At 65.7% G+C, this 17,301-nt stretch carries 17 protein-coding genes and 1 tRNA gene; 8 read left to right on the top strand and 10 right to left on the bottom strand.

Translation table 11 applies throughout. The features are described 5' to 3' along the window. Window positions 1-25: 25 nt before the first annotated feature. Window positions 26-1,060, top strand: a complete 1,035-nt coding sequence (gene queA / locus AC0KVN_RS12885; RefSeq protein WP_435567368.1) for a tRNA preQ1(34) S-adenosylmethionine ribosyltransferase-isomerase QueA — start codon at window positions 26-28, stop codon at window positions 1,058-1,060. Between the two features lie 9 nt (window positions 1,061-1,069). On the opposite strand, the gene AC0KVN_RS12880 is transcribed toward queA, so the two are convergent. Then, window positions 1,070-2,215, bottom strand: coding sequence for a BamA/TamA family outer membrane protein (locus AC0KVN_RS12880; RefSeq protein WP_435567369.1), 1,146 nt, complete (start codon window positions 2,213-2,215; stop codon window positions 1,070-1,072). Between the two features lie 372 nt (window positions 2,216-2,587). Here AC0KVN_RS12880 and AC0KVN_RS12875 point away from each other — a divergent pair, with 372 nt between their 5' ends. Next, the gene (locus tag AC0KVN_RS12875) at window positions 2,588-3,433 is read left to right on the top strand and encodes a bestrophin-like domain (RefSeq protein WP_435567370.1); all 846 of its coding nucleotides are present in this window, start codon (window positions 2,588-2,590) and stop codon (window positions 3,431-3,433) included. Here the strand turns inward: AC0KVN_RS12875 and AC0KVN_RS12870 are convergent. Further along, window positions 3,430-4,302 (bottom strand): LysR family transcriptional regulator, encoded by an 873-nt coding sequence (locus AC0KVN_RS12870; RefSeq protein WP_435567371.1) that lies wholly within the window; start codon window positions 4,300-4,302, stop codon window positions 3,430-3,432. The two genes, AC0KVN_RS12875 and AC0KVN_RS12870, sit on opposite strands and share 4 nt — an antisense overlap. Window positions 4,303-4,387: 85 nt before the next feature. On the opposite strand from AC0KVN_RS12870, the gene AC0KVN_RS12865 reads away from it, so the two are divergent. Then, window positions 4,388-5,533, top strand: coding sequence for an isovaleryl-CoA dehydrogenase (locus tag AC0KVN_RS12865; RefSeq protein WP_004211231.1), 1,146 nt, complete (start codon window positions 4,388-4,390; stop codon window positions 5,531-5,533). Between the two features lies 1 nt (window position 5,534). On the opposite strand, the gene AC0KVN_RS12860 is transcribed toward AC0KVN_RS12865, so the two are convergent. Further along, window positions 5,535-5,873 (bottom strand): DMT family protein, encoded by a 339-nt coding sequence (locus AC0KVN_RS12860; RefSeq protein WP_097382498.1) that lies wholly within the window; start codon window positions 5,871-5,873, stop codon window positions 5,535-5,537. 39 nt (window positions 5,874-5,912) lie between these two features. On the opposite strand from AC0KVN_RS12860, the gene AC0KVN_RS12855 reads away from it, so the two are divergent. After that, entirely contained in the window at window positions 5,913-7,514 is a 1,602-nt protein-coding gene (locus AC0KVN_RS12855; RefSeq protein ID WP_435567372.1) for a carboxyl transferase domain-containing protein, read from the top strand. Here AC0KVN_RS12855 and AC0KVN_RS12850 read toward each other — a convergent pair whose 3' ends face one another. Then, entirely contained in the window at window positions 7,515-7,871 is a 357-nt protein-coding gene (locus AC0KVN_RS12850) for an endonuclease domain-containing protein (RefSeq protein WP_347880927.1), read from the bottom strand. Window positions 7,872-7,987: 116 nt separating this feature from the next. On the opposite strand from AC0KVN_RS12850, the gene AC0KVN_RS12845 reads away from it, so the two are divergent. The 3 genes from AC0KVN_RS12845 (at window position 7,988) to AC0KVN_RS12835 (ending at window position 11,174) form a co-directional block, all read left to right on the top strand. Beyond that, window positions 7,988-9,829: an acetyl/propionyl/methylcrotonyl-CoA carboxylase subunit alpha gene (locus AC0KVN_RS12845; protein ID WP_435567373.1), complete on the top strand. Its 1,842-nt coding sequence runs from the start codon at window positions 7,988-7,990 to the stop codon at window positions 9,827-9,829. A 62-nt stretch (window positions 9,830-9,891) separates the two neighbouring features. Next, window positions 9,892-10,344 (top strand): MaoC family dehydratase, encoded by a 453-nt coding sequence (locus tag AC0KVN_RS12840; protein ID WP_435567374.1) that lies wholly within the window; start codon window positions 9,892-9,894, stop codon window positions 10,342-10,344. Continuing rightward, on the top strand, window positions 10,341-11,174 hold the full coding sequence (locus AC0KVN_RS12835) for an HpcH/HpaI aldolase/citrate lyase family protein (protein ID WP_435567375.1): 834 nt from the start codon (window positions 10,341-10,343) through the stop codon (window positions 11,172-11,174). Before AC0KVN_RS12840 ends, AC0KVN_RS12835 begins: the two co-directional genes overlap by 4 nt. A gap of 202 nt (window positions 11,175-11,376) precedes the next feature. Here the strand turns inward: AC0KVN_RS12835 and AC0KVN_RS12830 are convergent, their stop codons facing one another. Next, window positions 11,377-12,300 carry a DUF2171 domain-containing protein gene (locus AC0KVN_RS12830; protein ID WP_159365586.1) on the bottom strand — a complete coding sequence of 308 codons (924 nt, stop codon included), beginning with the start codon at window positions 12,298-12,300 and terminating at the stop codon, window positions 11,377-11,379. Between the two features lie 257 nt (window positions 12,301-12,557). Between AC0KVN_RS12830 and AC0KVN_RS12825 the strand changes: the two genes are divergently transcribed. Next, window positions 12,558-12,633: transfer RNA gene (locus AC0KVN_RS12825), tRNA-Ala, on the top strand. Window positions 12,634-12,754: 121 nt separating this feature from the next. Here AC0KVN_RS12825 and AC0KVN_RS12820 read toward each other — a convergent pair. From AC0KVN_RS12820 to AC0KVN_RS12800, 5 genes are all read right to left on the bottom strand, one after another. Continuing rightward, window positions 12,755-13,651: an aldo/keto reductase gene (locus AC0KVN_RS12820; protein ID WP_010337440.1), complete on the bottom strand. Its 897-nt coding sequence runs from the start codon at window positions 13,649-13,651 to the stop codon at window positions 12,755-12,757. Between the two features lie 93 nt (window positions 13,652-13,744). Continuing rightward, complete coding sequence (locus AC0KVN_RS12815) at window positions 13,745-14,305, bottom strand: YkgJ family cysteine cluster protein (protein ID WP_435567376.1); 561 nt, start codon at window positions 14,303-14,305, stop codon at window positions 13,745-13,747. Window positions 14,306-14,383: 78 nt separating this feature from the next. Beyond that, window positions 14,384-15,136 (bottom strand): peroxide stress protein YaaA, encoded by a 753-nt coding sequence (yaaA, locus tag AC0KVN_RS12810; protein WP_037512850.1) that lies wholly within the window; start codon window positions 15,134-15,136, stop codon window positions 14,384-14,386. A 79-nt stretch (window positions 15,137-15,215) separates the two neighbouring features. Further along, window positions 15,216-16,805: an alpha/beta hydrolase gene (locus AC0KVN_RS12805; protein ID WP_435567377.1), complete on the bottom strand. Its 1,590-nt coding sequence runs from the start codon at window positions 16,803-16,805 to the stop codon at window positions 15,216-15,218. Further along, the gene (locus tag AC0KVN_RS12800; protein ID WP_435567378.1) at window positions 16,805-17,290 is read right to left on the bottom strand and encodes a hypothetical protein; all 486 of its coding nucleotides are present in this window, start codon (window positions 17,288-17,290) and stop codon (window positions 16,805-16,807) included. Before AC0KVN_RS12800 ends, AC0KVN_RS12805 begins: the two co-directional genes overlap by 1 nt. Between the last annotated feature and the right edge of the window lie 11 nt (window positions 17,291-17,301).

The following is a 17,301-nucleotide window of genomic DNA, read 5'->3' as shown; positions in this document are numbered from 1 at the left end:
GTTTGCGCCCGGAAGGGCCATCGTCATGCGTGTAGATCTGTTCGATTTCGATCTGCCGGCGGAGAATATCGCTCTCCGTCCAGCCAGCCCGCGCGATTCGGCGCGCCTTCTGCTCGTGCCCGGTGACGGCGCGATGGAGGATCGCATCGTGCGCGACCTGCCATCGCTGCTGCGCGCGGGCGATGTGCTGGTCTTCAACGACACCCGCGTCATTCCCGCCCAGTTGGAAGGGATGCGGGGCGAGGCACGGATCGGCGCGACCCTGCACAAGCGGCTGGGCCTGCGCCAGTGGCAGGCTTTTCTGCGCAATGCCAAGCGGGTGAGGGATGGCGACCGGATCGATTTCGGCGCCGGCGTCACCGCGATCGCCGGCCCGCGCGACGAGGATGGCGGCGTCACCCTCGATTTCGAGGGCGAGGAACCGGTTGAGATCCTGCTGGAGCGGGCCGGGCGCATGCCGCTGCCGCCCTATATCGCCAGCAAGCGCGCCACTGACGAGCGTGACCGCAGCGATTACCAGACCATGTTCGCGCGCGAGGATGGCGCGGTCGCCGCCCCCACCGCCGCGCTGCACTTCACGCCCGATCTCACCGTCGCACTGGCGCAGGCCGGTGTGCTGACCGAAACGCTGACCCTGCATGTCGGTGCGGGCACCTTCCTGCCGGTCAAGGCGGACGATACCGACGACCATCGCATGCATGCCGAATGGGGTCGGATCGATCAGGACACGGCCGATCGCCTGAACGCCGCGCGCGCGGCCGGCGGCCGGATCATCGCCGTCGGCACCACCTCGCTGCGCCTGCTCGAAAGCGCGACCGGCGAGGATGGCGTGATCCGCCCCTTCGCCGACGAAACCCGCATTTTCATCACACCCGGCTACCGCTTCCGCGCGATCGACGGGCTGATGACCAATTTCCACCTACCCAAATCGACCCTGTTCATGCTGGTAAGTGCCTTGATGGGCCGCGATCGGATGCAGCAGGTCTACGCCCATGCGATCGCCACCGGCTATCGCTTCTACAGCTATGGGGACTCTTCGCTGCTGCTGCCGCAGGGCTGAACCTGGCGGCTAGAACGCCTCCGCAATCCCGACATAGATGGCATGATCGTCCTTTCCCGCCGCAAGGTCGACGCGCAACTGCACGTCATTGCTGCGGAAAGGACGATAGCGCAGGCCTATGCCGCCGGCCGGCAGCAGCTTGCCCTTGTCGATGATCGTGCCGGCCGATGGCGCGATGCCGCCCAGCCCGACAAAGGCGGTCGCGCCCCAGCGGCCGCTGACATGCTGGCGCCATTCGGCCTGCGTCGCCCAACTGGCCTTGTCGCGATAGCGACCGGTGACATAGCCGCGCAGATCGTTGTTCGCGCCGAACAGGCACAGATCATAATAAGGGGCGTTGCCCCCGGCGGCACATAGCGCGCCCCGCAGTGCGATCACCGTGCCAGAGCCGATCGGCAGATAGCTGTTGGCGGCCATCTGCAACTTGTCATGGCTATAACTGTCGCCCAGGGCGCGCAGACCGAACAGCCAATTGGCGCTCAACATCATGCCGCGATGCGGTTGGGTCGCGCTGTCGCGCGTATCATAGGCAAAGCTGGGGCCGATCGCGGACAGGTTGCTGTTCATGGCGTCGGGCGGCGGCGCCGGCAAGGATTCGGCCTCCGCCTCTTTCAGCCGCGCGTCGGTGGTGCGCAGGCGGTAGCGGATGCCGGCATAGCCGCGCGGGAAGACGCGCATCAACGCCTGCAGGTCGATGTTGAACTGCTTGCTGTCGATCTCGCGACGGATACCGTCATCGCCAGCAGCCGCGCCGATCCCATAATAGTCGTTGCGATCGTCGATATAGGAGAGGCTGGCGCTGAAGCGCAGCCGATCCTTGTCGAACGACATGGAATGAAAGGCGCCGACGCCCCTGGTCCCGCGGGAGGTGTAGATGATGCCGCCGGCACTGATCCACTGCTGGGGCGCGGCATTGGGATTGTAGAAGGCGATGGCACCTGCGGCGAGGCCTGTGCCGGTTGCCGGATTGGACAGCGGCACGGGAACGAAGAGGATCTGGGGCTTGCGGGTAGGGGAAGCTGCGGTCCTGCCTTCGGCGGGCAGGGCGCGTGACAGGCTGTTCGCATCGGTCTCGCTCTGGGCCGTCGCCATGCCCGATGACAGGCAGGGGACGGACGCAAGCGCCACGCATCCGAGGCGATAGCGCCGGATCATGCCGGGGCCTGTGGGAGAGGCGGGCGGATGGCCATGCTCTATCCATCCCCCATCTCTGGCATAGGAACCATCGGGACAAACACTGAAGCATGGCCGGCGATCTTGTGCAGCTTCAAGGCAAAGCTGTCGAATTGCGCCGTGACGGTCGGGGGAATGCGATCCGGCGGATGCAGAGCAGGGCATGCGCAAGCGACTGAAATGGCAATGCCCCCACATGTCGATCGCTTTGCGCTCTCGCCTGACGATCGTCATGGAAAGCCGGCGTCGGCCGGTCACCACTAGGGATAATCCCTGAGCCATGCCGGTGTTTCGCCCGATGGTTCCCGGACCCTGAAACGGCACATGCTGCCCCCGATAGACTGAGGGGGTCATATGGCCAATCTGGCGGAATTTCTGGACAAGCTGCCCATCCTGCTGGTCGGGCTGCTGATGCTGGCAACCATGATGCTGACGGCGGCAGCCGGCTATGTCCTGCGGCGGCGCGTGCGGCTGATGCTGACGCACAAGGGCGCCACGGAAGAAGGCGGGGCGGAGGGCTATATCGTCTCCGCCGTGATCGGTCTGGTTGCGCTGCTGCTGGGCTTCACCTTCGCACTGGCGGTTGGCCGGTTCGAAACGCGCCGGGCGCTGGTGTTGCAGGAAGCCAATGCCATCGGCACCAGCTATTTGCGGGTCCAGGGCCTGCCCGAACCGCATCGCACGCGGATGTCGCAGATATTGGTCAACTACACCAATAATCGCGTCGAACTGGGCACGGCCAGCCCCGACAAGATGGCGCCCTTGATCGTCGCCAGCGATCGGCTGCTGGTCGAGCTATGGGCTGGCACGCTGGCGGCGACCGATGCGATCGGCAATTCCGCGCTGGCCTCCTCGCTCCATTCGACCGTCAACGAAGTGATCGACATGGACAGCGCGCGCAAGGCGGCGCGCAAGGTGCGGGTGCCGGGCGAGGTGTTCCTGGCGCTGTGGCTCTATATCGCGGTGACTGCGGGGATGCTGGGCTATGCCCGGTCGGAGACGCAGGGGCGGATGCTGGCGGGCATATTATTCCTGCTCTTCACCATGTCCTACATGTTGATTATCGATATCGACCGGCCGGCGGGCGGCAATATCGTCGAAAGCCAGGGGCCGATGATCGAACTGCGCGAGACGCTGAAGCAGCAGCCGCCCGGCACCTTCGATACCTGGCGCAAGCCGGTCGTGGAGCCAGCGACCTAAGCGCGACCGAATGCCACTGCCAATGCACGGAGCATCGGCGGTGGCGTGTCGCGCAGGGGAATGGCGCGCGGGCCATGGAGCAGGCCGATCGTCCGCCGCTCGCCAAAGTCGCGCAGCGCCGCGCGCGCCATGCCGGGCCATTCATAGCTCAGCGGCATCACCGTGACCCCCAGGCCCGCCGCCACCATCTGCATCACCCGCTCGTCATTGGTCGATCGATAGGCAAAATGCGGGCGGATGCCGCGATCGACGAAATAGCGGCTGGTCGCCGACAGCGCCTCGCAATGGCGGCGCACGATCATCGTCTCGCCCGCCAGTTCCTCCGCCGCGATCGTCTCGCGCCCGGCGAGGCGATGGTCGGCGGGCAGGGCCAGGTCATAGCCTTCCTCGGCCAATATCCGCGCGGCATAGCGCTCTTCCGCCCCCGGCCGCACCAGGGTCAGCGCCACGTCGATCCGCTCGGCATCCAGGCGCCCCAGCAATTCGCGCTCCGACCCTGGAATAAATTCCACCCGGCCGCGCGCCTCGGCCGGGCAGGCGGCGACCGCTGCCGCCACCGGCGCCCCGGCGATGCTGGTCAGCAGGCCGATGCGCAGCGTCTGGATTTCGGCCGTCTGCGCGCCCGCCTGTTCGGCCAGGTTGAACTCGCGCTCGATCCGCCGCGCGTGGCTCAGCAGGCGACTGCCGGCCTCGGTCAGTTCGACCCGCTGGTTGCTACGCAGGAACAAGGGCGCGCCGACCGCCTGTTCCAGTTTGGCGATGCCGACCGACAGGGTCGGTTGCGACACCAGGCAATGCGCCGCCGCACGGGAGAAATTGCCCTGGTCCACGACCGCCAGGAAATAGCGCAGCAGATAGCGTTCGATCATAGATGGAAACTATACACTCCTGCCCGTGGTTTCAATTTTTCCCTTGCCGCGTTCAGGACTAGGGTGCGGCGCAGGAGAGATGCCAATGACCGACTTCGATTTCGCCCTGGGCGAGCATGCGGACATGATCCGCGAAAGCACCGCCCGTTTCGCCGCCGATCATATCGCCCCGCTGGCGGCGGAGATCGATGCCAAGGACTGGTTCCCCCGCGACCTGTGGCCCGCCATGGGCGCGCTCGGCTTGCACGGCATCACCGTGGACGAGGCGGATGGCGGCCTGGGCCTGGGCTATCTGGAGCATGTGGTGGCGCAGGAGGAAGTGGCGCGGGCCTCCGCCTCCATAGGTCTCAGCTATGGCGCGCACTCCAATCTCTGCGTCAACCAGATCCGCCGCTGGGGCAATGACGCGCAGAAGGCGCGCTATCTGCCCAAGCTGATTTCCGGCGAGCATGTGGGCAGCCTTGCCATGTCGGAGGCCGGCGCCGGGTCCGATGTCGTGTCGATGAAGCTGAAGGCCGAAAAGAAGGGCGATCGCTACGTCCTCAATGGCACGAAGTTCTGGATCACCAATGCGACCGAGGCGGACACGCTGGTCGTCTATGCCAAGACCGGCGAGGGCTCCAAGGGCATCACGACCTTCCTGATCGAGAAGGGCTTTGCCGGCTTCTCGATCGGCCAGAAGATCGACAAGGTTGGCATGCGCGGCAGCCCGACCGCCGAACTGGTGTTCGACGATTGCGAAGTGCCCGAAGAGAATATCATGGGGCCGCTGAACGGCGGCGCGGGCGTGCTGATGTCGGGCCTCGACTATGAGCGCACCGTGCTCGCCGGCATCCAGCTCGGCATCATGCAGGCCTGTCTCGACACGGTGCTGCCCTATGTTCGCGAGCGCAGGCAGTTCGGAAAGCCCATCGGCGCGTTCCAGCTGATGCAGGCCAAGGTCGCCGACATGTATGTCGCGCTCAACAGCGCGCGCGCCTATGTCTATGCCGTGGCGCGTGCCTGCGACGCAGGCAAGACCACGCGTTTCGATGCGGCCGGCGCCATCCTGCTGGCCAGCGAGAATGCGATGAAGGTCGCGCTGGAAGCGGTGCAGGCGCTGGGCGGCGCGGGCTATACTAGGGACTGGCCGGTCGAACGCTATATGCGCGACGCCAAGCTGCTCGATATCGGCGCCGGCACCAACGAGATCCGCCGGATGCTGATTGGCCGGGAATTAATTGGGGCGTGATTCAGCTCCGCCCCACGAACAGGAAGCCGACCGCCGCCATGATGCAGGCAAAGGCCGCCGCGTGGCGCCAGTGGAGCGGTTCGCCCAGCACCGTCACCATGAAGACGCCGAAGATCACGAGGGCGATGGCTTCCTGCGCGATCTTGAGTTGTCCGGCGGACCAGCCATGGGCAAAGCCGATGCGGTTGGCGGGCACCGCCAGGCAATATTCGACGAAGGCGATCGCCCAACTGATCAGGATGACCAGCATCAGCGGTTTGTTCATGCCGCCCTTGAGGTGCCAGTACCAGGCGGTGGTCATGAACAGGTTGGAGAGGATGAGGAGGATGATGGTGGGCATATCTGCTCTGTGGCACGCGGACGCCGGGAAGGCGAGGGCATGAGCGCACCGGTTCTGGACAGCAAGCTGTCGCCCGACGGCGAAGGCTTCCGCGCCAATGCCGCGCATAATCGCGCGCTGGCGGAGGAATTGCGTACCAAGGTTGCCGACGCGGCGTTGGGCGGATCGCCGGCGGCGCGCGACAAGCACACCGGGCGCGGCAAGCTGCTGCCGCGTGATCGCGTCGAGCGGCTGCTCGATCCCGGCTCGCCCTTCCTTGAGATCGGCCAGCTCGCCGCCAACGGCCAATATGGCGATGAGGTGCCGGGCGCCGGCATGATTGCCGGCATCGGCCGGGTGTCGGGGCGCCAGGTGATGATCGCCTGCAACGACGCCACGGTGAAGGGCGGCACTTATTATCCCGTCACGGTGAAGAAGCATTTGCGCGCGCAGGAAATCGCGCTCGAAAACCGGCTGCCCTGCGTCTATCTGGTCGACAGCGGCGGCGCCAACCTGCCCAACCAGGCGGAGGTTTTTCCCGATCGCGATCATTTCGGCCGCATCTTCTACAATCAGGCGAACCTGTCGGCGCGCGGCATTCCGCAGATCGCCTGCGTCATGGGCAGTTGCACCGCCGGTGGCGCCTATGTCCCGGCCATGTCGGACGAGACGGTGATCGTCCGCAACCAGGGCACCATCTTCCTCGCCGGTCCGCCGCTGGTGCAGGCGGCGACGGGCGAGGTCATCAGTGCCGAGGATCTGGGCGGCGGCGACCTGCATGGCCGCAAGTCGGGCGTGGTCGATCATGTCGCGGACAATGACGAGCATGCGCTGTCGATCGTGCGCGACATTGTCTCGACCCTGCAGCCCGATCGCCAGAGCGACCTCAACCTGCGCGACCCGCGTCCGCCCAAGTTCGATCCGGCCGATCTCTATGGCATCATCCCCCAGGATGTGCGCGCGCCCTATGATGTGCGCGAAGTGATTGCGCGGATCGTCGATGGTAGCGAATTCCACGAGTTCAAGCCGCTCTACGGCACCACGCTCGTCTGCGGCTTCGCCCATATCTGGGGCATGCCGGTGGCGATCCTGGCGAACAACGGCGTGCTGTTCAGCGAAAGCGCGCAGAAGGGCGCCCATTTCATCGAACTGGCCTGCCAGCGGCGCGTACCCTTGCTCTTCCTCCAGAATATTTCCGGCTTCATGGTCGGTGGCAAATATGAGGCGGAAGGGATCGCAAAGCATGGCGCCAAGCTGGTGACGGCGGTGGCCACGGCGCAGGTGCCCAAGATCACCGTGCTGATCGGCGGCAGCTTCGGCGCGGGCAATTATGGCATGTGTGGCCGCGCCTATCAGCCGCGCTTCCTCTTCACCTGGCCCAATGCCCGCATCAGCGTGATGGGTGGCGAGCAGGCGGCGAGCGTGCTGGCGACCGTCCACCGCGACGCCGCCAAATGGACGCCGGAAGAGGCCGAAGCCTTCAAGGCGCCGGTGCGCCAGAAATATGAGGATGAAGGTAATCCCTTTTTCGCGACCTCGCGCCTGTGGGACGATGGCGTGATCGACCCGGCCCAGACACGGGATGTGCTCGGGCTGGCCTTCGCCGCCGCCTTGAACGCGCCGGTGGACGAACGCGCGCAATTTGGCGTGTTCCGGATGTGATCATTCCTCCCCGGCACGGGGAGGGGGACCGCTCGCCGGAGGCGAGTGGTGGAGGGGCAAGAGCCTTTGAGAGTGAGAGATGATATGATCGACCACAGCAGGCAAATCTCGCAGAATATCGGCGGCGGTTATGCGCAGCACCGTAACGCCTTGCGCCGTCAACCAATGGGTTCGGGCCGCATCATGGCGCAGGGCATCAGGCCCGTCATGGCTGCTGCCGTCCACTTCGATGGCCAGTCGAACGACCGCGCAGTAGAAATCCAGGATATAGATGCCGGCTGGATGCTGGCGACGGAATTTGAAGCCGTTCGGGCGCTGGCGCAGCGCCTGCCACAACAGCCCTTCCGGCAGGGTCATCTGGCGGCGCAATTCACGCGCGCGCTTCACCGTTCGGCCTGGTCCGGTCAACATGGCGCCTGCCCCTCCACCGTGCTTCGCACGGTCCCCCTCCCCGTGCCGGGGAGGAATGCACTATGATCCAATCCCTCCTCATCGCCAATCGTGGCGAAATTGCCTGTCGCATCATCCGCACCGCGCGGCGGCTGGGTATCCGCACGATCGCGGTCTATTCCGATGCCGACGCCGACGCGCTGCATGTGCGCGAAGCGGACGAGGCGGTGCATATCGGCCGGTCGCCGGTGCGCGAATCCTATCTGGTCGGCGACCGCATCATCGCGACAGCGAAAGCGACAGGGGCGCAGGCGATCCACCCTGGCTATGGCTTCCTGTCGGAAAATGCCGAATTTGCGCAGGCGGTGATCGATGCGGGGCTGATCTGGGTCGGCCCCAACCCGTCCTCCATCACCGCCATGGGCCTGAAGGACGCGGCCAAAAAGCTGATGCAGGACGCTGGCGTGCCGACTACGCCCGGCTATCTGGGCGAAGACCAGTCGCCCGAGCGGCTGGCGGCGGAGGCGGACGCGATCGGCTATCCTGTCCTCATCAAGGCGGTGGCCGGTGGCGGCGGCAAGGGGATGCGCAAGGTCGATGACCCTGTCAATTTCGCCGACGCTCTACTGTCCTGCCGGCGCGAGGCGGCGTCCAGCTTCGGCAACGAGCAGGTGCTGCTGGAGAAATGGATCACCAACCCGCGCCATATCGAGGTGCAGGTGTTCGGCGACAAACATGGCCATGTCGTCCATCTGTTCGAGCGCGACTGTTCGCTCCAGCGCCGCCACCAGAAGGTGATCGAGGAAGCGCCCGCGCCGGGCATGGATGAAGCGACCCGCGCGGCCGTGTGTCAGGCGGCGGTCAATGCGGCCAAGGCGGTCGACTATGTCGGCGCCGGCACGATCGAGTTCGTTGCCGACGGATCGGATGGGCTGCGCGCCGACCGCATCTGGTTCATGGAAATGAACACCCGGCTTCAGGTCGAACATCCCGTGACCGAGGAGATTACCGGCCAGGATCTGGTCGAATGGCAGTTGCGGGTCGCGTCGGGCGAACCGCTGCCCCGGACGCAGGAGCAACTGTCGATCAATGGCTGGGCGATGGAAGCGCGCCTCTATGCCGAGGATCCGGTCAAGGGCTTCCTGCCCTCGATCGGCACGCTCGACACGTTCGAACTGGGCGGCGGTGCGCGCATCGATACCGGCGTCGAGGAAGGGGCGGCCATTTCGCCCTATTATGATCCGATGATCGCCAAGGTCATCGCCCATGGCGACACGCGCGACGCGGCGCGGCTGCGGCTGGCGGCGGCGCTTGATGAGACGGTGATCTGGCCGCTGCGCACCAATGCGGGCTTTCTGGTCAAGGCGCTGGAGAATGCGGATTTCGCGGCGGCCCGGCTCGACACCGGCCTGATCGCGCGGGAGGGCGACGCGCTGTTGCCGCCGGCCGATCCGTCCGACGCGGCACTGGCTGACGCGGCAGCGGCGCTGACGCCGGGCGGGGCGCTGGCGGGCTTCCGCCTCAATGCGCGGGTCCGGGCGGAGGCGAGTTTCCTGCTGAACGGCCATCCCCATGCCGTGCGCTATGATCCGCGTCTGGGCGACGCCCGGCCGTTGGAGGATGTGCTGATTGCCGAGGGCGGGCAGGTCTGGGAAATGACGCCCTGGCGCGTCGCCGGTGGCGCCGGTGGCGCGGCATCTGACGGCGCGATCCTGTCGCCCATGCCCGGCCGCATCATTGCCGTGGCGGTGACGGCCGGACAGACGGTGACCAAGGGACAGAAGTTGCTGACGCTCGAAGCGATGAAGATGGAGCATAGCCTGGTCGCGCCGTTCGATGGCGTGGTCGCAGACCTGAACGCGGCCGAGGGCGGGCAGGTGAGCGAGGGCGTATTGCTGGCCCGGATCGATCAGGCCGAGGGCTGAGCCGATCCGGCTCCATGGAATGATAATTGCACTATTGTGCATATTTATATAGAGGGCGACATATGGCGGGCAGGCATTTCGACGAATGGCAGGTGGGCGACCGGATCGCGCATGAACTGCGCCGCACGGTGACCGAGATCGACAATCTGCTGTTCACCACCATGACCCATAATCCCCAGCCGCTGCATCTGGACGCCGAGGCGGCCAAGGCGTCGGAATTCGGCCAGATCCTGGTCAACGGCACCTTTAGCTTCGCGCTGATGATCGGCCTGTCGGTGGGCGATACCACTATGGGCACGCTGGTCGCGAACCTGGGCTATGACAGACTGGTCATGCCCAAGCCGGTGTTCATCGGCGATACGCTGCGCTGCGAGACCGAGGTCACAGAGCTCAAAGAAAGCCGCTCGCGCCCCGAAGCGGGCATCGTCACCTTCACCCATCGCCTGCTCAACCAGCGGGACGAGATTGTCTGCCAGTGCCTGCGCATGGCGTTGCTCAAGAAGAGGTCTGCATGAAACTTCGCTCGCTGCTCTTTGTGCCGGGCGATCGTCCCGAACGGTTCGACAAGGCGGCGGCGAGCGGCGCAGATGCGATTATCCTCGACCTGGAGGATTCGGTCGCGCCCGAGCGCAAGGGCTATGCCCGTGATGCGATCGCCGGCTGGCTGGCGGGTGCCCGCGGTTGCACCGCCTTCGTCCGGGTCAATCCGCTGGAGGGCGGGCAGACCGCCGACGATCTGGCCATCATCCTGCCGGCGGCGCCCGACGGCATCATGCTGCCCAAGGCGGAAGGGGCGGCCAGCATCCTAGCGCTGGAGGAACTGGCCGGGGCAGGGCGGCTGCCGCCGATCCTGCCCATCGCCACGGAAACGCCCGCCGCCCTGTTCGAGCTTGGCAGCTATCGCAGCGTTCGTGATCGGCTGGCCGGCCTCACCTGGGGCGCGGAGGATCTGCCCGCCTCGATCGGCGCTACCAGCGCGCGGGAGGCCGATGGCCGTTATACCGCGCCGATCGAGATGGCGCGCAGCCTGACCCTGTTCGCAGCCCACGCCGCCGGCGTCGCGGCGATCGACACGGTCTTCCCCCGGATCGACGCGATGGACGATCTGGCCGCCTATGTCGGCCGGGCGCGGCGCGATGGCTTTACCGGCATGATGGCGATCCACCCGGTCCAGGTCGCGGCGATCAATGCCGGCTTCACCCCGACCCCGGCGGAAGTCGATCATGCCCGCGCGGTGGTCGATGCCTTTGCCGCCAATCCGGGTGCCGGCGTGCTGAAGCTGGATGGCAAAATGATCGATCGCCCGCATCTGGTGCAGGCGCAGCGGGTGCTGGCCGCCATATGAAAAGGCCCGGCATCGCGGCCGGGCCTTTTCATGTAGTTGCCTTTGTTCGGACTTTTTCTCGAAATGCGCGAAAGAGCGCATTTCGGACGCGGCACCGGCCCACACCCCCACCCGACCACCCACAGAGTGTATCCTGAATGGGAGGTCGGGTGGGGGTGTGGGCGGGTGCGGATGCGCCAAAGGCGCATGTCAAAACAGACTCTTAGCGGTAACGGCTCTTTTCATAATTGGTCGACGACCCGGCGCCATAGGTGCCGCGGGTATCGTCGCGATCGCCGAACAGCGCCTGCTGTTCGCGCTCGATGCGCCAGGCGTGCTGGGCCTCATCCGCACTCTTCTCCAGCGTCACCTTGGTCGCATCGACCGACTTGATCCAGGAGGAGGGGATGGAGTGATGGACGCCGCCCGCATCGCTGTCGCTCTTGGTCAGGATGATGCGGTCGCCGCGCAGCTTGTCGACGGTGCCGACATGCTCGCCATCGCTGCCGACCACTTCCATATGCTCGCGCACCTGCGTCACCGCCTGGCGCTGCTCGCCGCGACGGGTGCGCCATGTACCGAACTCGCTGTTGAAGCGATCGCGATGTTCGCGCTGATATTCGGCATAGTCGCGGTCCAGTTCGTCGATCCGCTGCTGGCGCCAGCTATAATAATTGCTGTCATGATGCGCGCCATAGTCCTGCTGCGGGCCGAAGGCGCGGTTGCGATAGCCATGGTCCTCGCTGCCATAGCCGCTGCGCTCCCCGGTATAGGGGGCAAAGCCACGGCCGGGCAGATAGTCGCTGCGCGCGGCCGAGGCATAGCCAAGCCGGCTCGACTGGTCGCGCGGGTCGCCATAGGGGCGATTATAATATTCGTCATATTCGCGGCGGCGTTCCGCCTCGTCATCGCCGAACCAGCTGCGAATCTCGTCGCCCGCCCGGTCGAAGAAGCCGCGTTCGTCGGGATCATAGCCCTGGGGATAGGGGCGGGCACCCGGCCCGCTGAACTGGCCGCGCATGCCGTATCGATAGGCGCGCTCGTCGCGCGACGCTCTGTACCGATCATTATAACGGTCGTTGCCGCGATCCCAGTCGGTCGAATAGCGATCATCGCCGCCATAGCGGCGTCCGCCTTGATAACCCATGGTCCGTCTCCTTGTGCTTGTCGGAGGATCGCGCCCTCCGGTGGTGCGTGCGTGTTGCACCGACAGGCCATCAATGGGTGGCGCGGCCCATCGTTCCGGGCGTTACGGGCGGGTAACGTCGCGCCTTTCAACCGCCCTGTCGAAGGCGGAAAGGGCCGATTTCCGGGGCTCTTGATCGAGATCAGGAAAGGCGGCGATTTTTTGCGCAAAAGACCGTTGCAAGGCGAAAATCCCTCGCCTATAGGCAGCCCACCTTTGGGGCCTTAGCTCAGCTGGGAGAGCGCGTCGTTCGCAATGACGAGGTCAGGGGTTCGATCCCCCTAGGCTCCACCATTTCCCTTCGAAATGAACGAACTGTTCCGTGTGGCATTGGCTGTGCGGACCGGACGCCACCGGCCGGCGCACCCCATGATCATCGGGCAGCATGGCAAGATCGCGATCTCGCACGGGCGGATCAGGGTAGCCTTTCTCCCATCGACGCTTCGAGCACCGCATACCATTCGCCGCGGGTCCATTCGACCTTGAAGGCATCGATGCTGCGGGCAATGCGGGCAGCGGACTGGCTGCCGACAATGGGAATCGGGCGCGCGGGATGCGCCATGATCCAGGACAGGGCGGCGGCGGTGATATCGACGCCATAGCGCTCGCCCTGATCTGCAAGCATCACAGCGGCCGGGTGCAGCGCCTTGGCGAGGCGACCACCACCCAGCGGCGACCAGGCCAGAACCGCCATGTCGCGCGCCATCGCCTGATCGAGCGTGCCGTCATGGAGCGGCGCCGTGCGCAGCGCGGAAAATTCGGGCTGGGTGCTGACGATCGGCAGGTCGAGAAAGGTCTGGAGCGCGTCGAGTTCATGAATCGCATAGTTGGACACGCCGATCGCGCGTACCTTGCCGGCTTCGACCATGCGGGTCAGGCTGGCGGCGACTTCCTGCGGATGGGTCAGGAAATCGCGGCGATGGATCTGGTAGAGATCGACCCGGTCGATGCCCATTCGCGTCAAGGACGCATCGATGGCCTCGGCCAGATAGTCTGCGCCGCTATTATAGGGGATGCCCGGTCGGATGCCGCCCTTGGTGGCGATGATCATGCGGTGCCGCAGTTCAGGGGCATCCGCCAATATCTGGCCGAACAGCGTTTCGGCCGATCCGAAACCGGCGGGTGTGTCGCAGCCATAGATGTCCGCCGTGTCGAGCAGGGTGATGCCGGCGTCCAGTGCCGCCTCCACCCTGGCGCGGGCCTCGGCGATATCCTCGCCGGCCAGGCGCCACATGCCCCAGGCGATCGGAAAGACGGAAATGCCGCTCTTGCCGAGCGGACGTGGTTCGGCGGAGAGGCGCAGCGTCGTCATGGATCGATCAATGGCACAAGCAATGTGCCGGCGGTAGGGGCCATCCGCGTCCCACATGACCGGCCGGGCGACCGGCGCTTGCCGGGGCCGGTGTCAGGCCTTGGATGAAAAGCTCATGTAACGCGCGCGCCAGGCGGCGACTTCGGCGCGCAGGTGGGCGGGGGCGGCGTCCCCCGACAGGACGAGGGCGGCGACCTCATTATCGGGGTGCATCAACATCTTCCGCGATCCGTCGCTGAACCAGACGGGCACCAGCTGATCGCAAAGACTGTCGAGGATCGCGCCGGCCATGCCATTCTCGATCGCAGCGCTGCCGGGCAGCATGCGAACCATGATCGATACGCCTTCGAAGCAGTTGCGCGGTTCGCGGACGAAATCGATCGACGCCAGGATGCCGGACCGGTCCGGACGGGCTTCATCGGGCATGGCCTGGACCCGGCGCCATGCGCAAAACCATGTCCGGCAGATATGCGGGCGCACCGCATGGATGCTGCATCCCTGCTCGCCCAGATGCGCGCAGGGCGCGCCCGCCGTTTTCTTGAAATCGGGCGTGTCGACGGTCAGAATGGTGCAGCACATGGTGCAATCGCCGCAGGACCGGTCAGGGATGACAGGGCCCAGCAGAGCGGTTTCCAGATCTGTATCCATGTGCATCCGGGCGGGGTGCCTTGGCCTTGTCGGGAATGCAAGCGGCATCATGCGGGCCGCCTCGCGGCAGATGTCCTGCGCCGCTCAGGCGCGCATGAAGCGCCAATGGTCGGCGTCGCTCTCGGCCGGATCGAAGCGATATCCGTCACTGTCGAACCCCTGCATGGCCTCGACATCGGCGACATGATGTTCGCACATCCAGCGCGCCATCATGCCGCGTGCCCGCTTCGCGTTGAAGCTCACGAAGCGCGGGCCGTTCGGCCCCGGCTCGCGAAAATCGACATGGATCACGCGCAGGCCGTCCAGCCTGTTCTCGACCGCCGCGAAATATTCCTGGCTGGCCAGGTTGAGGACGACGCCCGACCCCTCTTCCGCGGCCTGCGCGCGCAGCAGCGCGGCGATGCGATCGCCCCACCAGTCGGTCAGCTTCTTGTGCCGCGGTGCCCAGCGCGTGCCCATTTCCAGCCGATAGGGACGGATCGCATCCAGCGGACGCAGCAGCCCGTAAAGCCCCGACAGCATGCGCACATGATCCTGCGCAAAGGCCACCGCCGCCTCGTCCAGCGTGTCCACTTCGAAACCGGAATAGACGTCGCCGGCAAAGGCATAGAGCGCCTGCCGTTCGGGCAACTCGGCAAAGTCCCGGAACCGGTCGGCATTGAGCTTGGCCAGGCGCGGCGAGATATGCATCAGTTCCGCCAGCCGCTTCTGCGAAAGATTGGCGGCCGACTTGGCGAGCCCGCGCGCTTCCTCGGCGAAATGCGGCGTGGTGACGGCAAGGGGCGGCAGCGCGCGCTCGAAGTCGAGCGTCTTGGCGGGAGAGAGCAGAACGATCATGCCCCGCGCGGTAGCCGCGCCTCGTCCGGGCGTCAAACCGGACCGCGCCTCCCCCTCCCGCCCGCCAGCGGATTTCGCTTCAGCGCCCGCCTGTGGCCCCTGATGGCCGCGCCACCGCATACATGGCCTGCGCCATTTCCCGGTAATAGGCGTTGCGATCGCCGTCCCGTGCATAGACTTCGTTGATGCTGTGCGACGCGCCGGGGACATAGATGAATTCCGCACGACCTCCCACCTTGCGGAACGCAGCCTCCAGATCATGGACGGCACCGTCGAGATAGTAGGAATCGGCGGTCCCGACCATGACATGGACCTTGCCGTCCAGATCATGGCGCAGGCGCGGCCATTGGGTCTCGATCCGGTGGCCGATATCATAATTGTCCCGCCAATAGGCCGCGACCTGCGCATCGACTGCGCCCGTCACCCGATCGAAGAGCGGCGCCGGCGTCCCGTCCGCACGGCGCGGCGAGAAGGTCCAGTCGAAGGATCGCAACTGGCCGCCGTCGCGCCCCAGCACCGTCTCGATCCCCGCCGCCTGCGCGATCGTCGTCTTCACCGCGCCATGGGCGCGTTCCAGCGGACGGGCCACGCCATTGGCATCGCGATACATGTTCGCCCCCGGCTGATAGAGGTCGACGCCGATGAAATGCCGGAAATCCACCGGATCGGGTGACGAGGCCCAGCTTCCACCGAAGAAGGCGGGATAGCGCACCATCGCCCAGAGCGCGAACCAGCCGCCCGAACTATGGCCGGTCAGGAACCGGCCCGAGGGCCTGGCATCCATCCGATAGCGGCTTTCGAGCGCTGGAATGATCTCGCGCGTCAGCGCTTCGCCCCAGGGACCATTATTGACGCTGTCGGCAAATTCGGTCGTGCCGGTCGGCGAGGCGAAGTCCAGCGTCACCCAGATCATCGGCGGAATGGCTTTTGTCTCCATCAGATGCCAGATGCGCGACAATTGCTGCCCGTCCACCCGGTGATTGGTGCCGAACGCACCGGCCGTATAGACCGTGGGATAGGTGACGCGGCCATGGGGATCATAGCCCGGCGGGGTCAGCACCCAGGCGGCGACACTCTGCGGCGTGCCGCGAAAGCGGGTCAGCACTTTCGATACGACCTGTTCGTCGTGCAGATGCGGGCGCGACGCGGTGATCTGCTCGGCGGCGCGCGGCGGCAGGCCGGTGACGTCGAACTGTCCGGCCACCGGCGGCAGTCTGTGATCGAGCGCAATCGACGGCCTGGCGCCTAGCGGCAGGCGCAACGTCACCACCTTCGAGACCAGGTCGCCCGGCCCCCGCCCGCCATAATTATAGTCGCCATCGCGATCGAGCACGACCTGCACCCGATAGTCCCCCGGCGCCAGTCCCGCCAATCCCTTGGGAAACGCGCTTTCCTCGGCATCGATGCTCACGGTGCGATCAGGCCCGAAACTGGCGACATCGCGGCCCGCCACGAAGATGCGGGCGTCGTCGGGGCCATAGATGTCGATATCCTCGCTCTTGCCATTGTCGGCGCTCAGCGGTGCAGCAAAGAGCAACAGTCGCCCCGATGGGTCGTCGCCCAGCGCAGCCGGCAGGCTGATATCGAAACGCGTTTCGGGTGCCGCAGCGCCGATCAGCGCCAGCCCAGACAGGGGAAGTGCAAGCAAGCGGGCCATTGCGGTCATCATCAGGAGATCCTGCCATTTTGCCGGCGCAGGGCAATCAACTGGGCGGCAAGGCCCAGGATCAGCATTGCCAGAAGTACAGCCTGCGATCCCAGCAGCAAGGGCGACTTGAGGTCGGTGACGAACGGGTGACCGTCCGGCACGCGGCGCAGGATTTCGGTCACGGTCGGCACCATCAGCAGGAACGCCGTGAGGCTGAGGAAGACGGTTTCCAGATAGCGCCGCGCCCGCCCGAGAAAGCGGATGCGATCCACGCCATAGCCGGCGATCAGCAGCAGGATCGTCACCGTGCCGATGCCGTAGCTGACGGACTGATGCGCCACCAGGAACACCGTGCCAGCACCGATCAGCATGAAGATGAGATAGGCGATGCCCGGTGCCGTTCGCGGCATGATTCGGCCATGGCGCGCAAACATATAGGCCGCCAGCGGAATGGCGGGCAGGCTGCCGAGCGTATGCACCCAGCCCAGGGGCGTTATTCCAAACATGGTCTGTATCT

Source organism: Sphingobium sp. SG1, assembly GCF_057063145.1.
The sequence above is the reverse complement of the archived record's forward strand: the minus strand, read 5'-3'. Positions and strand labels throughout refer to the sequence as shown.

Bases quoted from the DNA above. Each gene is read 5' to 3' on its own strand.
- queA (WP_435567368.1), top strand. From the start codon at position 26: ATGCGTGTAGATCTGTTCGATTTCGATCTGCCGGCGGAGAATATCGCT.
- AC0KVN_RS12880 (WP_435567369.1), bottom strand. From the start codon at position 2,215: ATGATCCGGCGCTATCGCCTCGGATGCGTGGCGCTTGCGTCCGTCCCC.
- AC0KVN_RS12875 (WP_435567370.1), top strand. From the start codon at position 2,588: ATGGCCAATCTGGCGGAATTTCTGGACAAGCTGCCCATCCTGCTGGTC.
- AC0KVN_RS12870 (WP_435567371.1), bottom strand. From the start codon at position 4,302: ATGATCGAACGCTATCTGCTGCGCTATTTCCTGGCGGTCGTGGACCAG.
- AC0KVN_RS12865 (WP_004211231.1), top strand. From the start codon at position 4,388: ATGACCGACTTCGATTTCGCCCTGGGCGAGCATGCGGACATGATCCGC.
- AC0KVN_RS12860 (WP_097382498.1), bottom strand. From the start codon at position 5,873: ATGCCCACCATCATCCTCCTCATCCTCTCCAACCTGTTCATGACCACC.
- AC0KVN_RS12855 (WP_435567372.1), top strand. From the start codon at position 5,913: ATGAGCGCACCGGTTCTGGACAGCAAGCTGTCGCCCGACGGCGAAGGC.
- AC0KVN_RS12850 (WP_347880927.1), bottom strand. From the start codon at position 7,871: ATGACCCTGCCGGAAGGGCTGTTGTGGCAGGCGCTGCGCCAGCGCCCG.
- AC0KVN_RS12845 (WP_435567373.1), top strand. From the start codon at position 7,988: ATGATCCAATCCCTCCTCATCGCCAATCGTGGCGAAATTGCCTGTCGC.
- AC0KVN_RS12840 (WP_435567374.1), top strand. From the start codon at position 9,892: ATGGCGGGCAGGCATTTCGACGAATGGCAGGTGGGCGACCGGATCGCG.
- AC0KVN_RS12835 (WP_435567375.1), top strand. From the start codon at position 10,341: ATGAAACTTCGCTCGCTGCTCTTTGTGCCGGGCGATCGTCCCGAACGG.
- AC0KVN_RS12830 (WP_159365586.1), bottom strand. From the start codon at position 12,300: ATGGGTTATCAAGGCGGACGCCGCTATGGCGGCGATGATCGCTATTCG.
- AC0KVN_RS12820 (WP_010337440.1), bottom strand. From the start codon at position 13,651: ATGACGACGCTGCGCCTCTCCGCCGAACCACGTCCGCTCGGCAAGAGC.
- AC0KVN_RS12815 (WP_435567376.1), bottom strand. From the start codon at position 14,305: ATGCACATGGATACAGATCTGGAAACCGCTCTGCTGGGCCCTGTCATC.
- yaaA (WP_037512850.1), bottom strand. From the start codon at position 15,136: ATGATCGTTCTGCTCTCTCCCGCCAAGACGCTCGACTTCGAGCGCGCG.
- AC0KVN_RS12805 (WP_435567377.1), bottom strand. From the start codon at position 16,805: ATGATGACCGCAATGGCCCGCTTGCTTGCACTTCCCCTGTCTGGGCTG.
- AC0KVN_RS12800 (WP_435567378.1), bottom strand. From the start codon at position 17,290: ATGTTTGGAATAACGCCCCTGGGCTGGGTGCATACGCTCGGCAGCCTG.